This is a genomic window from Pseudomonas fulva (assembly GCF_023517795.1).
GTDB lineage: Bacteria > Pseudomonadota > Gammaproteobacteria > Pseudomonadales > Pseudomonadaceae > Aquipseudomonas > Aquipseudomonas fulva_D.
This window is the reverse complement of record NZ_CP082928.1, coordinates 3,110,789-3,122,853: the sequence shown is the minus strand read 5'-3', so window position 1 is coordinate 3,122,853 and position 12,065 is coordinate 3,110,789. Positions and strand designations below refer to the sequence as shown.

The following is a 12,065-nucleotide window of genomic DNA, read 5'->3' as shown; positions in this document are numbered from 1 at the left end:
TCGGCTGGGTCGGGCCGCGTAGGCGCTAGCCCATCAAAACCACCCTGGCCCGGTCAAAACACCCTACCCGCCCCCACTCACCTGCAAACCAATGCCCAGCGCCTTGGCCAGCGACAGCGGCAACAGCAGGGTATCGAGCAAGGCGCTGGCCGGCAGATCGAGGCCGGCATAACGCGGCGCCTCGGCGCCGAAGCGCTCCACCGGGCAGCAACCGCCCTGCAGCGCGTACCAGTCCAGCCGCGTGCCGGCGTACACCACCGGCGCGCCGGGCTGGTTGGCATCCAGGGTACGTGCAGTAGCGCAGCCGCCCAGTTGCAGGCAGGCGAGCAGCAAGAGCCAGCCGGCGCGCCTATTCATCGCCACTGTTGAGGTGATGCTCGCCCCAGCGCGGCAGCATGTCCTGGGGGATGTTCAGGCAATTGAGGATGCGCGCGACCACGAAATCGACCAGGTCATCCAGGGTCTGCGGCTGGTGATAGAAGCCCGGCGAGGCCGGCAGGATGGTCACGCCCAGGTTGGACAGCTTGAGCATGTGCTCCAGATGAATACTGGAGTACGGCGCCTCGCGCGGCACCACTATCAGCTGGCGGCGCTCCTTCAGGGCAACGTCCGCGGCGCGCTCGATCAGGTTGTTGCAGGCGCCGGTGGCGATGGATGACAAGGTGCCGGTGCTGCACGGCACCACCACCATGGCCGACGGGGCACCGGAGCCGGAAGCCACCGGCGCCATCCAGTCTTCCTTGCCGTACACGCGGATCTGCCCGTCGGTGGCGCCGGTGTATTCGGTGAGAAACGCCTGCATGGCCTGGGGTTTGGCCGGCAGGCTGACGTCGGTTTCGGTGGCCATCACCAGCTGCGCGGCCTTGGAGATCAGGAAGTGCACTTCCCGATCCTCACGCACCAGGCAGTCGAGCAGGCGCAGGCCGTACTGGGCGCCCGAGGCGCCGGTCATCGCGAGAGTAATACGCTCTGGCCCTGCCATCCTCACACCTCCAGCGCCTTGGCCAGCTTGCCATGTAGGCCGCCAAAACCGCCGTTGCTCATGATCACCACCTGGGTGCCAGGCCGTACTCGCGCCTTCACGCCGTCGATGATCGCGTCCAGGGAATCGCACACCTGGGTTGGATTGGTCGCACCGGCAACGGTGGCCGCCAGATCCCAACCGAGATTCGGCGGCGCGTACCAGAACACTGCATCGGCCTGCACGGCGGACTCGGCCAGGCCATCGCGGTGGGCACCGAGCTTCATGGAATTGGAACGTGGCTCGATCACCGCGATGATCTGCTCGTCGCCAACGCGCTTGCGCAGGCCGTCGAGGGTGGTGGCGATGGCGGTGGGGTGGTGGGCGAAGTCGTCATAGACGGTCACGCCGTTCACCTCGGCAACCTTTTCCATGCGTCGCTTGGCGTTGATGAACTGGCCCAGCGCTTCGATACCGAGCGCCGGCACCACACCGACGTGGCGCGCTGCCGCCAATACAGCCAGGGCATTGGCCACGTTATGCTGGCCGGTCAACTGCCAGTCCACCATGCCTTCGACCTTACCGTCGAAGCTCACCTCGAAGCGCGAGCCGTCGGCGCTGAGCAGGCGTGCCTGCCATTGGCCACCTTCACCAGTGGTCTGCACCGGCGTCCAGCAGCCCATCTGGATCACCCGCGCCAGGGCAGCTTCGCTGGCCGGGTGGATGACCAGGCCTTCGCCGGGAATGATCCGTACCAGGTGATGGAACTGCCGCTCGATGGCCGCCAGGTCCGGGAAGATATCCGCGTGGTCGAATTCCAGGTTGTTGAGGATCGCGGTGCGCGGGCGGTAGTGGACGAACTTGCTGCGCTTGTCGAAGAAGGCGCTGTCGTACTCGTCGGCCTCGACCACGAAGAACGGCGTGTCGCCCAGCCGCGCGGAAATCCCGAAGTTCTGGGGCACGCCGCCGATCAGGAAGCCCGGCGCCATGCCGGCGTGCTCCAGCACCCAGGCGAGCATGCTCGAGCTGCTGGTCTTGCCGTGGGTGCCGGCCACCGCCATCACCCAACGGCCCTGCAGCACATGGTCGGCCAGCCACTGCGGGCCGGATACATAGGGCAGGCCCTTGTTGAGCACGTATTCCACCGCCGGGTTGCCACGGCTCATGGCGTTGCCGACCACCACCAGGTCCGGCGCCGGCTGCAGATGCGCGGGATCGTAACCCTGCAGCAGCTCGATGCCCTGGGCTTCGAGCTGGGTGCTCATCGGCGGGTAGACGTTGGCATCGGAGCCGGTGACGCGGTGGCCAAGTTCCTTGGCCAGCACCGCGAGCGAACCCATGAAGGTGCCGCAGATGCCGAGAATGTGGATATGCATGAAAACCTCGAGAACAGGCGCGCCAGGAGGCCGACGAGCCGCGTGAAAACATGGCCGCAGATTAGCACAGCGGCGCCTGGTACCCAGCCTGCTCGGCGGGTCTGGATGGCCGAAATTCAGGCATCGAGAACAAGCCTCCCGCCGCCCCGTAACAGCTCTGCCTCACTGGCTTTAGGGCGAATTTAGGGCGAAAACTGCACTTTAATCGAAACGCCTGCCGTCTCCATCCGACAGCCAAACGAGGCCCTCGCCCATGCGCATCGTGCAAGCCACCCTGGAGCACTTGGATCTACTCACCCCGCTGTTCGTTCGCTACCGCGAGTTCTATGGCGAAAGGCCGTTTCTCGACTCGTCGCGCAAGTTTCTGGAAACCCGCATCAAGCGCGAGGAATCGGTGATCTACCTGGCCCTGGCCGACGACGATGACAAGCTGCTGGGTTTCTGCCAGCTGTACCCGAGCTATTCGTCGCTGTCGCTCAAGCGGGTGTGGATCCTCAACGATATCTTCGTGGCCGAGGACGCGCGTCGCCAACTGGTCGCCGACCGCCTGCTGCAGACCGCCAGAAAGATGGCCAAGCAGACCCAGGCCGTGCGCATGCGCGTGGCCACCAGCCGCGATAACGAGGTGGCGCAGAAGGTCTACCAGTCGATCGGCTTCGTCGAGGACGAGCAGTTCAAGAACTACGTGCTGCCCATCAGCAGCGAGTAACTCCTGAGAACCTGTTCAAAGTCTGCTGCGCGTCGGCACTACGGCGTTAAAAACAGGCTCGGCAAGCCGCTTGCGGCTAACGCGCTTTAGCGCGGCCCGCAGGGCGAGCGAAGCGAGTACTGCTCATTTACAGCTCGTAAAGTCGAGCGCGACTCCGACCGGTCCTCGCCTGTTTTTGTGGGGCCGCCTAGGCCTTGCATTGCTCTAGCTCGCGAGACTTTGAACAGGCTCTGGGCGCTTGCGGTCGGCGGGCGGCCTGTTATGGTGACGGCCATTCTCCCAGCGAGCCTTTTCCATGTGGTCGTTTAGCGCCTGGCGCCGTCGGCGCATCCTCTCCCGTCACCCGGTCAGCGCCAGCAGCTGGGCCACGGTGCGCCAGCGCCTGCCGATTCTCGACGGCCTGAGCAGCGAAGAAGAGCGGCTGCTGCGCGAACGCGCCGTGCTGTTTCTGCACGCCAAGCACCTGACCACCCTGCCCGGCCTCGAGCTGGACCATGACGACCGCCTGGCCCTGGCCGCGCTCGCCGAACTGCCGCTGCTCGGCCTGGCCGACCTGAACTGGTACCAGGGTTTCCACGAGGTGATTCTCTACCCGGACGATTTCGTCAGCCCGCAGCGCCATCGCGACTCCGGTGGCATCGAGCACGAGTGGGATGGCGAGCACAGCGGCGAAGCCTGGCAGCAGGGCCCGGTGATCCTCGCCTGGCCGGGCGTGCAGGCCAGTGGCGGCTGGGAGGGCTACAACCTGGTGATCCACGAGCTGGCCCACAAGCTGGACATGCTCGGCGGCGACGCCAACGGCCTGCCACCGCTGCACAGCAACATGGACGTGAAGCAGTGGGCAAGCGCCATGCAAGAGGCCTTCGACAGCCTGAACGCCGAGCTGGATGCCGACGAAGAGGCGCAGACCGCCATCGACCCCTACGCCGCGGAAAACCCCGCCGAATTCTTCGCGGTGACCAGCGAATACTTCTTCAACGCGCCGGACCTGCTCGTTGAAGCCTTTCCCGCGGTCTACGAGCAGCTGCGCCTGTTCTATCGGCAAGACCCATTGGCACGTTTGCGCCGCCTGCAGGTCGAACACCCGGACTATCAGCAAGCCACGCCCGCGGCGGCCGATACGACCATTGGCTGTAATGGCAACGACGCGGGAATCCACCTATAATCGCGCCACTTTTTTTGGCGCACATCAGGGAGTCACCCATGAGCTACAGCAAGGTTCCGGCCGGTAAAGACCTGCCGAACGACATCTACGTCGCTATCGAAATCCCGGCCAACCACGCGCCGATCAAATACGAAATCGATCACGACACCGACTGCCTGTTCGTCGACCGTTTCATGGCCACCCCGATGTTCTACCCGGCCAACTACGGCTTCATCCCGCACACCCTGGCCGACGACGGCGACCCCCTCGACGTGCTGGTCGTGACCCCGTACCCGGTCGCCCCAGGCTCGGTGATCCGCGCCCGTCCGGTCGGCGTGCTGCACATGACCGACGAAGCCGGTGGCGACGCCAAGCTGATCGCCGTACCCCACGACAAGCTGACCACGATCTACAAAGACGTTCAGGAATACACTGACCTGCCCCCGCTGCTGATCGAGCAGATCAAGCACTTCTTCGAGAACTACAAGGATCTCGAGAAGGGCAAGTGGGTCAAGGTCGAAGGCTGGGGCAATGCCGACGCGGCCCGCGCCGAGATCACCAAGGCGGCTGCTGCTTATCAAAAGTAAGCACAACCTGCCTAACGAAAGCCGGCCACAAGCCGGCTTTTTAATGCCTGGGATTTAGCGCCGTTTCAGGGTGCGGGCGAAGAACGCCAGCATCTGCTTCCAACCATGCTCGGCCGCCTGCTCGTCATACACCGGGAAGTCCGGCTTCATCCAGCCGTGCTTGGCCGGGTAGGTTTCCGAGCTGTAGGTCACACCGGCGTCGGTGAGTGCCTTCTCGAAACGCTCGGCCATTTCCGGCGGGTAGCTGCCGTCGTTTTCCGCGGCGGCGATATAGACCTCGGCCTGCAGTGCAGACGCCGCGAGATGGGGGCTGTCGGCGGCGTCGGTGGCCAGGTTGCCGCCGTGGAAGCTGGCGATGGCGGCGAAGCGCTCCGGCCGTGCACCCGCGCAGGCGATGGCCATGCCGCCGCCCATGCAGAAGCCCACCGCGCCGATGCGCTGGCCGTGCACATCGCTGCGCCCATCGAGGTAGGCGATATAGGCATCGATATCGGCCGCCGCCTTGGCATTGCCGGTGGTGGCCATCAGCGGGCCGAGAATGGCGCGGAAATCGCCCTTGAACACTTCCTTGGGATCGAAGGGCCCGTAGGCGCCGTAGCGGTAGTAGGTATCCGGCAGCAGCACCACGTAGCCGGCATCGGCCAGCCGCTGGGCCATGGCCAGCACCGCAGGGCGAATGCCGCCGGCATCCATGTAGAAGATGACCGCCGGGCCGCCCTGCCCGTCAGCCGGCGTAAACACGTGGGCCGGGCACTGGCCGTCTGGCGTGGTGATGACGATTTGCTCGTGAGCCATGGTGATCCTCCGGTTGGATGCTGCCCGCCAGCGCCAGGCGACGGCAGGCATAAATGGGCGAACTCAGGTATTGGTCAACAGAACGGCAATCGAGTGCCCAAGCATTTCAGGCTGTGCGGGCCGGCAGAGCGTTGCTGCGCCCATAAAAAAGCCAGGGCAAATGCCCTGGCTTCGCATGCAACGGTTGACCCTATACCGCCTTGAGCCGCAGCTCCTTGGGCATGGAGAAGGTCACGTTCTCCGGGCGGCCGTCCAGTTCCTGGACGTTGCTGGCGCCCCATTCGCCGAGCTTGTCGATCACCCCACGCACCAGCACTTCCGGGGCCGAGGCGCCGGCGGTGATGCCGATGCCCTTGGCGCCCTCGAACCACTCGCGCCTGAGGTCTTCGGCGCCGTCGATCAAGTAGGCCGGAGTGCCAATGCGCTCGGCCAGTTCACGCAGGCGATTGGAGTTGGAACTGTTGGGGCTGCCGACCACCAGCAACACATCGCACTCGTCGGCCAATTGCTTGACCGCATCCTGGCGGTTCTGGGTGGCGTAGCAGATATCGTCCTTGCGCGGCCCGCCGATGTTGGGGAAGCGCGCGCGCAGGGCATCGATGACCTTGCTGGTGTCGTCCATCGACAGCGTGGTCTGGGTGACGAAGGCCAGGTTGTCGGGGTCGCGCACCTGCAGTTTGGCGACGTCGTCCTCGTCCTCCACCAGGTAGATGGCGCCGCCGTTGCTGGCGTCGTACTGGCCCATGGTGCCTTCGACTTCCGGGTGGCCTTCATGGCCGATAAGGATGCACTCGCGGCCGTCGCGGCTGTAGCGCACCACTTCCAAGTGCACCTTGGTGACCAGCGGGCAGGTGGCGTCGAACACTTTCAGGCCGCGGTTGGCGGCTTCGTTGCGCACCGCCTGGGACACACCGTGGGCGCTGAAGATGACGATCACGTCATCGGGCACCTGGTCCAGTTCTTCGACGAACACCGCGCCACGGTTGCGCAGATCCTCGACCACGAACTTGTTGTGCACCACTTCATGGCGCACGTAGATCGGTGGACCGAACACCTCGAGGGCGCGGTTGACGATCTCGATGGCGCGGTCGACACCGGCGCAGAAACCGCGGGGATTGGCGAGTTTGATTTGCATGATGGTTGTCTCGATTACGCGGCGCCACAGGCCTCATGGATACTGCTGGCGAGCATGAAGAACATTCACCACTTCCACAGCGTCAGCGGCTACTCGGTAAACCAGAATATAGTTTGGATGAGCGATCAGCTCACGTGTTCCAGGCACCCGACCAAAGCGATACAGGTAGGGATGCTCGGCCAACGGCAGCACTGCCGACTCCAGACGTTCCTTCAATTGCCTGGCAGCCTGAGGGTCTTCATTGGCGATGTAGCGAATGATCTGCAACAGATCGTCCCTGGCAGTGGCGCGCCAGACGATCGGCAGCATCAGCTACTGCGCCGCCGCGCCTCTGCTTCGCTAATGATGGCCTCGACATCGGCCATCACCTGATCATGAGCAACCACCCCGCGAACGTCTGCGAGAGATTCCGCGACCTTGCGGCGAAACCAGCCGTCGTGGCTGTCCGCCAATTCCTGGGTCTCGAACTCCGACACGATGGGGGAACGCTGTACGCTCATGACGCGGCCTCCATGTTAGCGGGCGACAAGGCACTCATCCTACACTGCCTAGACGGCTTTGACCTCAATGATCTCGACGTCGAAGGTCAGCGTCTTGCCGGCCAGCGGGTGGTTGAAGTCGATGGTCACCTGGGCGTCATCGAACGCTTTGACCACGCCCGGCAGCTCGGTATTGGCGGCGTCGTTGAAGATCACCAGCAGCCCTTCCGACAGCTCCATGTCCTGGAACTGCGAGCGCGGCATCACCTGCACGTTCTGCGGGTTGTGCTGGCCGAAGCCCTGCTCGGGCTCGACGGTCAGGCTGCGCTTGTCGCCGGCCTTGAAGCCGTACAGCGCGGACTCGAAGCCCGGCAGCAGGTTGCCGTCGCCGACCTTGAAGGTCGCCGGAGCTTTGCCTTCGGTGCTGTCGACCACATCGCCGTTATCCAGCTTCAGCGCGAAATGCAGGGTCACCTGCCGATCCGGGCCGATACGTACATCAGTCACGTGCCACCTCTTCTTCGGGCTTCTTGCTCTTGAACATGTCCAGCGCCAGCAGGATGGCGCCGACGGTGATCGCGCTGTCAGCGATATTGAAGGCTGGGAAATACCAGCTGCTCTGCCAGTGCACCAGGATGAAGTCGACCACGTGGCCGAAGATCACCCGGTCCACCAGGTTGCCCAGGGCGCCACCGAGTACCAGGGCCAGGCCGATGGCCAGCCAGGTTTCGTCAGCTTTGAGGCGCTTCATCCACACCACCAGAATCACGCTGACCACCACGGCGATCAGGGTGAACAACCAGCGCTGCCAGCCCGAGGCACCGGCCAGGAAGCTGAAGGCGGCGCCAGTGTTGTAGGCCAGGGTCCAGTCCAGCACCTGGGGGATCACGGTGATGCGTTCGTACATCTGCAGGTTGTTGTCGAACCAGAACTTGGTGACCTGGTCGATCACGAACACCACGACGCTGAGCCATACCCAGCCGAGCTTGCCGAAACGGGCGCTCATTGATTCATCTCCGCGATGCGGGCCAGGGCGTTACGCATGGTGGCGCACCTCGCCCGAACCTTCGATGTTGCTGATGCAACGGCCGCACAGCTCCGGATGCTCGGCGTGAGTACCGACATCGGCGCGCAGGTGCCAGCAACGGCCGCACTTGGCGTGGGCGGACTTGACGATCCTCAGCTTCAAACCTTCGACCTCGGTGACCACCGCATCGGCTGGCGCATCGCTCAGCGGCGCGGTAGCGGCGGCGGAGGTGATCAGCGCGAAGCGCAGCTCGTCGCCGAGCTTGCCCAGGTCGCCGCGCAGGGCGTCGTCACCGAACAGGGTCACTTCCGCCTGCAGGCTGGCGCCGATGGCCTTGCTTGCACGCAGGTTCTCCAGCTCCTTGTTGACCGCGCCCTTGACCGCCATGACGCGCTGCCAATAGGCGTTGTCCAGCTCGGCGCCCTCCGGCAGGCGGGCCAGGTTCTCGTACCAGGTGGCCAGCATCACCGACTCGGCGCGCTCGCCCGGCAGGAACTGCCAGATTTCCTCGGCGGTGAACGACAGGATCGGCGCGACCCAGCGCACCAGCGCCTCGCAGATGTGGAACAGCGCGCTCTGGCAGGAACGACGGGCGATGCTGTCCGGCGCGGTGGTGTACTGGCGGTCCTTGATGATGTCCAGGTAGAAGCCGCCCAGCTCCTGTACGCAGAAGTTGTGCACCTTGGAATACACGTTCCAGAAGCGGTACTCGGCGTAGGCTTCGGTCAGCTCGTCCTGCAGGCGCGCGGTGGCGTCCACCGCCCAGCGGTCCAGATCGAGCATCTGCTCGGCCGGCAGCAGGTCGGTAGCCGGGTTGAAGCCATTGAGGTTGGCCAGCATGAAACGCGCGGTGTTACGGATACGCCGGTAGGCGTCGGCACTGCGCTGCAGGATCTGGTCGGAAACCGCCATCTCGCCGGAATAGTCGGTGGAAGCGACCCACAGGCGCAGGATGTCGGCGCCCATGCTGTCGATAACCTTCTGCGGCGCGACCACGTTGCCGAGGGACTTGGACTGCTTGCGGCCCTGCTCGTCGACGGTGAAGCCGTGGGTCAGCAGTTCCTTGTACGGCGCGTGGCCGTCGATGGCGCAGCCGGTCAGCAGGGACGAATGGAACCAGCCGCGGTGCTGGTCGGAGCCTTCCAGGTACAGGTCGGCCACCGGGCCAGAGGCATGCGCCAGCTCGGCGTGGGAGCCGCGCAGCACGTGCCAGTGGGTGGTGCCGGAGTCGAACCACACGTCCAGGGTGTCGCGGCTCTTGTCGTACTGGTCGGCCTCGGCGCCCAGCAGCTCGGCGGCGTCCAGCTTGAACCAGGCTTCGATGCCCTCTTGCTCGACGCGCTTGGCAACTTCTTCCATCAGCTCGACGGTACGCGGGTGCAGCTCGCCGCTCTCCTTGTGGGTGAAGAACGGGATCGGCACGCCCCAGTTGCGCTGCCGCGAGATGCACCAGTCCGGACGACCGGCGATCATGCTGTGCAGGCGCGCCTGGCCCCAGGCCGGGATGAACCTGGTGTCTTCGATGGCCGCCAGGGAGCGCTCACGCAGAGTACCGCCCTCTTTCGGTTTGCTATCCATGCCCACGAACCACTGCGCGGTGGCGCGGTAGATCAGCGGGGTCTTGTGGCGCCAGCAGTGCATGTAGCTGTGGCTGATGGTGGCGTGCTTGAGCAGCGCACCCACTTCCTCGAGCTTGGCGATGATCGCCGGTGTGGCCTTCCAGATGAACTGGCCGCCGAAGAACGGCAGCGAATCGACGTATACACCGTTGCTCTGCACCGGGTTGAGGATCTCGTCGTTGCTCATGCCGTAGCGCTTGCAGCTCTGGAAGTCGTCCTCGCCGTAGGCCGGCGCGGAGTGGACGATACCGGTACCGGCGCCCAGCTCGACGTAGTCGGCCAGGTACAGCGGCGACAGGCGGTCATAGAACGGATGACGGAAGTTGATCAGTTCCAGCGCCGAACCTTCGGCGGTGGCCACTACCTGGCCTTCGAGGCCGAAGCGCTGCAGGCAGCTCTCGACCATCTCCTCGGCCAGCAGCAGCAGGCGGTCGCCCACATCTACCAGCGCGTAAGTGAATTCCGGGTGCACGTTCAGCGCCTGGTTGGCCGGGATGGTCCAGGGCGTGGTGGTCCAGATGACGATGGCGGTCGGCTTGCTCAGGCTGGCCAGGCCGAAGGCGGCGGCCAGCTTGTCGGCATCTTCCACCGGGAAGGCCACGTCGATGGCTTCGGACTTCTTGTCCTGGTACTCGACCTCGGCCTCGGCCAGGGCCGAACCGCAGTCGAAGCAGAAGTTGACGGGCTTGAGGCCCTTGAACACGAAGCCGTTCTTGACCATTTCCGCCAGGGCACGGATCTCGCCGGCCTCGTTGGCGAAGTTCATGGTCAGGTAGGGGTTGTTCCAGTCACCCAGCACACCGAGGCGGATGAAGTTGGCCTTCTGCTCCTCGACCTGCTCGGCGGCGTAGGTGCGGCAACGCTCGCGGGTCAGATCGGCCGGCTGGTTCTTGCCGAAGGTGGTCTCGACCTTGTGCTCGATCGGCAGGCCGTGGCAATCCCAGCCCGGCACGTAGGGAGCATCAAAGCCGGCCAAGGTCTTGGAGCGGGTGATGATGTCCTTGAGGATCTTGTTCAGCGCGTGACCGATGTGGATGCTGCCGTTGGCATAGGGCGGGCCGTCGTGCAGCACGAATTTCGGGCGGCCTTCGCCAGCCTTGCGCAGTTTTTCGTACAGACCAATATCAATCCAGCGCTGCAGGGTCTGCGGCTCGCGTTGCGGCAGGCCAGCCTTCATCGGGAAGGGAGTATCGGGCAGGTTCAGCGTGGCTTTGTAATCGGTCATGTCGGGCTCTTCATCAGCGGTTGGCGCTGCCAATGGTCGCGGGCAGCGGCAATGTCGGCCGCAATGGCCGTCTTCAATGCCTCGAGCGAGGCGAAACGCTGCTCATCGCGCAGCTTGTGGTGGAAAGCCACCGTCAAACGCCGGCCATACAGGTCACCGGCAAAATCCAGCAGGTGCACCTCGAGGTGGGCGCTCCCGTCACCGGCCACGCTGGGGCGCACGCCGATATTGGCGACCCCCGGCCATGGCTGGCCGTCTATCTCGACACTGACCAGGTACACCCCGGTCAGCGGTACACGTTTGCGCTTGAGCTGCACGTTGGCGGTCGGCGCATTCAGCTGGCGGCCGAGCTTCTGGCCATGCAGCACCCGCCCGACGATGCGAAACGGCCGGCCCAGCATGCGTTCGGCGACGGCGAAGTCGCCGCTGGCCAGGGCCTCGCGCACCCGCGTGCTGCTGACCCGCTGCCCTTCGATCTCCACGGTCTTGGCGGCTTCGACGCTGAAGCCTTCGCGCTGCGCGGCCTCGGCCAGAAAGGCGAAATCCCCGGCACGGTCGCAACCGAAGCGGAAATCGTCGCCTACTTCCAGATGCAGGACGCCAAGCCCATCGACCAGCACGCGCTGCACGAACTCGGCGGCGCTCAGTTCCCGCAGGCGCGGGTTGAAGGTCAGGCACAGCACCCGGTCGACGCCTTCGGCAGCCAGCAGGGCAAGCTTGTCACGCAGGCGGCTCAGGCGTGCCGGCGCGCCCGCGGGGTCGAAGTATTCACGGGGCTGCGGCTCGAACAGCACCACGCAGCTCGGCACGCCCAGCTCCGCCGCGCGCTCACGCAAACGCGCCAGAATCGCCTGGTGGCCACGGTGAACGCCGTCGAAATTACCGATGGTGGCGACACAGCCCCGATGCTGGGGCCGCAGATTATGAAGGCCTCGAACCAGCTGCATAACGCGCTTCTTGCTCACAAAGTGGCCAATTATACGCACAGCGGCTGGCGCCGGGTAGCGG

The 12,065-nt window shown here is 64.7% G+C and carries 14 protein-coding genes; 3 read left to right on the top strand and 11 right to left on the bottom strand.

The window, feature by feature from the left end; genetic code table 11:
* Positions 1–63: 63 nt before the first annotated feature.
* From K8U54_RS14285 to mpl, 3 genes are read right to left on the bottom strand one after another with little or no spacing between them, the layout of a single operon-like run.
* Positions 64–357: a YceK/YidQ family lipoprotein gene (locus K8U54_RS14285; protein ID WP_249906436.1), complete on the bottom strand. Its 294-nt coding sequence runs from the start codon at positions 355–357 to the stop codon at positions 64–66.
* The gene (ubiX, locus tag K8U54_RS14280; protein ID WP_249906435.1) at positions 350–982 is read right to left on the bottom strand and encodes a flavin prenyltransferase UbiX; all 633 of its coding nucleotides are present in this window, start codon (positions 980–982) and stop codon (positions 350–352) included. The genes K8U54_RS14285 and ubiX overlap by 8 nt, the downstream gene beginning before the upstream one ends.
* 2 nt (positions 983–984) lie before the next feature.
* Positions 985–2,337 (bottom strand): UDP-N-acetylmuramate:L-alanyl-gamma-D-glutamyl-meso-diaminopimelate ligase, encoded by a 1,353-nt coding sequence (gene mpl, locus K8U54_RS14275; protein ID WP_249906434.1) that lies wholly within the window; start codon positions 2,335–2,337, stop codon positions 985–987.
* A gap of 253 nt (positions 2,338–2,590) precedes the next feature.
* Between mpl and K8U54_RS14270 the strand changes: the two genes are divergently transcribed.
* The 3 genes from K8U54_RS14270 (at position 2,591) to ppa (ending at position 4,777) form a co-directional block, all read left to right on the top strand.
* Positions 2,591–3,046, top strand: coding sequence for a GNAT family N-acetyltransferase (locus tag K8U54_RS14270; protein ID WP_249906433.1), 456 nt, complete (start codon positions 2,591–2,593; stop codon positions 3,044–3,046).
* Between the two features lie 295 nt (positions 3,047–3,341).
* Positions 3,342–4,211: a zinc-dependent peptidase gene (locus K8U54_RS14265; RefSeq protein WP_249906432.1), complete on the top strand. Its 870-nt coding sequence runs from the start codon at positions 3,342–3,344 to the stop codon at positions 4,209–4,211.
* 38 nt (positions 4,212–4,249) lie between these two features.
* The gene (gene ppa, locus K8U54_RS14260; protein WP_070887203.1) at positions 4,250–4,777 is read left to right on the top strand and encodes an inorganic diphosphatase; all 528 of its coding nucleotides are present in this window, start codon (positions 4,250–4,252) and stop codon (positions 4,775–4,777) included.
* Between the two features lie 54 nt (positions 4,778–4,831).
* Here the strand turns inward: ppa and K8U54_RS14255 are convergent, their stop codons facing one another.
* The 8 genes from K8U54_RS14255 to ribF all read right to left on the bottom strand — a co-directional run bounded on the left by K8U54_RS14255 (position 4,832) and on the right by ribF (position 12,004).
* On the bottom strand, positions 4,832–5,572 hold the full coding sequence (locus K8U54_RS14255) for a dienelactone hydrolase family protein (protein WP_249906431.1): 741 nt from the start codon (positions 5,570–5,572) through the stop codon (positions 4,832–4,834).
* 190 nt (positions 5,573–5,762) lie between these two features.
* Positions 5,763–6,707 carry a 4-hydroxy-3-methylbut-2-enyl diphosphate reductase gene (ispH, locus tag K8U54_RS14250; RefSeq protein ID WP_249906430.1) on the bottom strand — a complete coding sequence of 315 codons (945 nt, stop codon included), beginning with the start codon at positions 6,705–6,707 and terminating at the stop codon, positions 5,763–5,765.
* A 33-nt stretch (positions 6,708–6,740) separates the two neighbouring features.
* Positions 6,741–7,016: a type II toxin-antitoxin system RelE/ParE family toxin gene (locus tag K8U54_RS14245; protein ID WP_249906429.1), complete on the bottom strand. Its 276-nt coding sequence runs from the start codon at positions 7,014–7,016 to the stop codon at positions 6,741–6,743.
* On the bottom strand, positions 7,016–7,207 hold the full coding sequence (gene relB, locus K8U54_RS14240) for a type II toxin-antitoxin system RelB family antitoxin (protein ID WP_249906428.1): 192 nt from the start codon (positions 7,205–7,207) through the stop codon (positions 7,016–7,018). The genes K8U54_RS14245 and relB overlap by 1 nt, the downstream gene beginning before the upstream one ends.
* Positions 7,208–7,255: 48 nt before the next feature.
* On the bottom strand, positions 7,256–7,693 hold the full coding sequence (locus K8U54_RS14235) for an FKBP-type peptidyl-prolyl cis-trans isomerase (RefSeq protein ID WP_249906427.1): 438 nt from the start codon (positions 7,691–7,693) through the stop codon (positions 7,256–7,258).
* Positions 7,686–8,192 (bottom strand): signal peptidase II, encoded by a 507-nt coding sequence (gene lspA / locus K8U54_RS14230; RefSeq protein ID WP_249906426.1) that lies wholly within the window; start codon positions 8,190–8,192, stop codon positions 7,686–7,688. Before lspA ends, K8U54_RS14235 begins: the two co-directional genes overlap by 8 nt.
* 30 nt (positions 8,193–8,222) lie before the next feature.
* Positions 8,223–11,057 (bottom strand): isoleucine--tRNA ligase, encoded by a 2,835-nt coding sequence (gene ileS / locus K8U54_RS14225; protein WP_249906425.1) that lies wholly within the window; start codon positions 11,055–11,057, stop codon positions 8,223–8,225.
* A complete protein-coding gene (gene ribF / locus K8U54_RS14220) occupies positions 11,054–12,004 on the bottom strand; it encodes a bifunctional riboflavin kinase/FAD synthetase (protein ID WP_249906424.1) in 951 nt (316 codons plus the stop codon). Before ribF ends, ileS begins: the two co-directional genes overlap by 4 nt.
* Positions 12,005–12,065 lie beyond the last annotated feature (61 nt).

Bases quoted from the DNA above. Each gene is read 5' to 3' on its own strand.
- K8U54_RS14285 (WP_249906436.1), bottom strand. From the start codon at position 357: ATGAATAGGCGCGCCGGCTGGCTCTTGCTGCTCGCCTGCCTGCAACTG.
- ubiX (WP_249906435.1), bottom strand. From the start codon at position 982: ATGGCAGGGCCAGAGCGTATTACTCTCGCGATGACCGGCGCCTCGGGC.
- mpl (WP_249906434.1), bottom strand. From the start codon at position 2,337: ATGCATATCCACATTCTCGGCATCTGCGGCACCTTCATGGGTTCGCTC.
- K8U54_RS14270 (WP_249906433.1), top strand. From the start codon at position 2,591: ATGCGCATCGTGCAAGCCACCCTGGAGCACTTGGATCTACTCACCCCG.
- K8U54_RS14265 (WP_249906432.1), top strand. From the start codon at position 3,342: ATGTGGTCGTTTAGCGCCTGGCGCCGTCGGCGCATCCTCTCCCGTCAC.
- ppa (WP_070887203.1), top strand. From the start codon at position 4,250: ATGAGCTACAGCAAGGTTCCGGCCGGTAAAGACCTGCCGAACGACATC.
- K8U54_RS14255 (WP_249906431.1), bottom strand. From the start codon at position 5,572: ATGGCTCACGAGCAAATCGTCATCACCACGCCAGACGGCCAGTGCCCG.
- ispH (WP_249906430.1), bottom strand. From the start codon at position 6,707: ATGCAAATCAAACTCGCCAATCCCCGCGGTTTCTGCGCCGGTGTCGAC.
- K8U54_RS14245 (WP_249906429.1), bottom strand. From the start codon at position 7,016: ATGCTGCCGATCGTCTGGCGCGCCACTGCCAGGGACGATCTGTTGCAG.
- relB (WP_249906428.1), bottom strand. From the start codon at position 7,207: ATGAGCGTACAGCGTTCCCCCATCGTGTCGGAGTTCGAGACCCAGGAA.
- lspA (WP_249906426.1), bottom strand. From the start codon at position 8,192: ATGAGCGCCCGTTTCGGCAAGCTCGGCTGGGTATGGCTCAGCGTCGTG.
- ileS (WP_249906425.1), bottom strand. From the start codon at position 11,057: ATGACCGATTACAAAGCCACGCTGAACCTGCCCGATACTCCCTTCCCG.
- ribF (WP_249906424.1), bottom strand. From the start codon at position 12,004: ATGCAGCTGGTTCGAGGCCTTCATAATCTGCGGCCCCAGCATCGGGGC.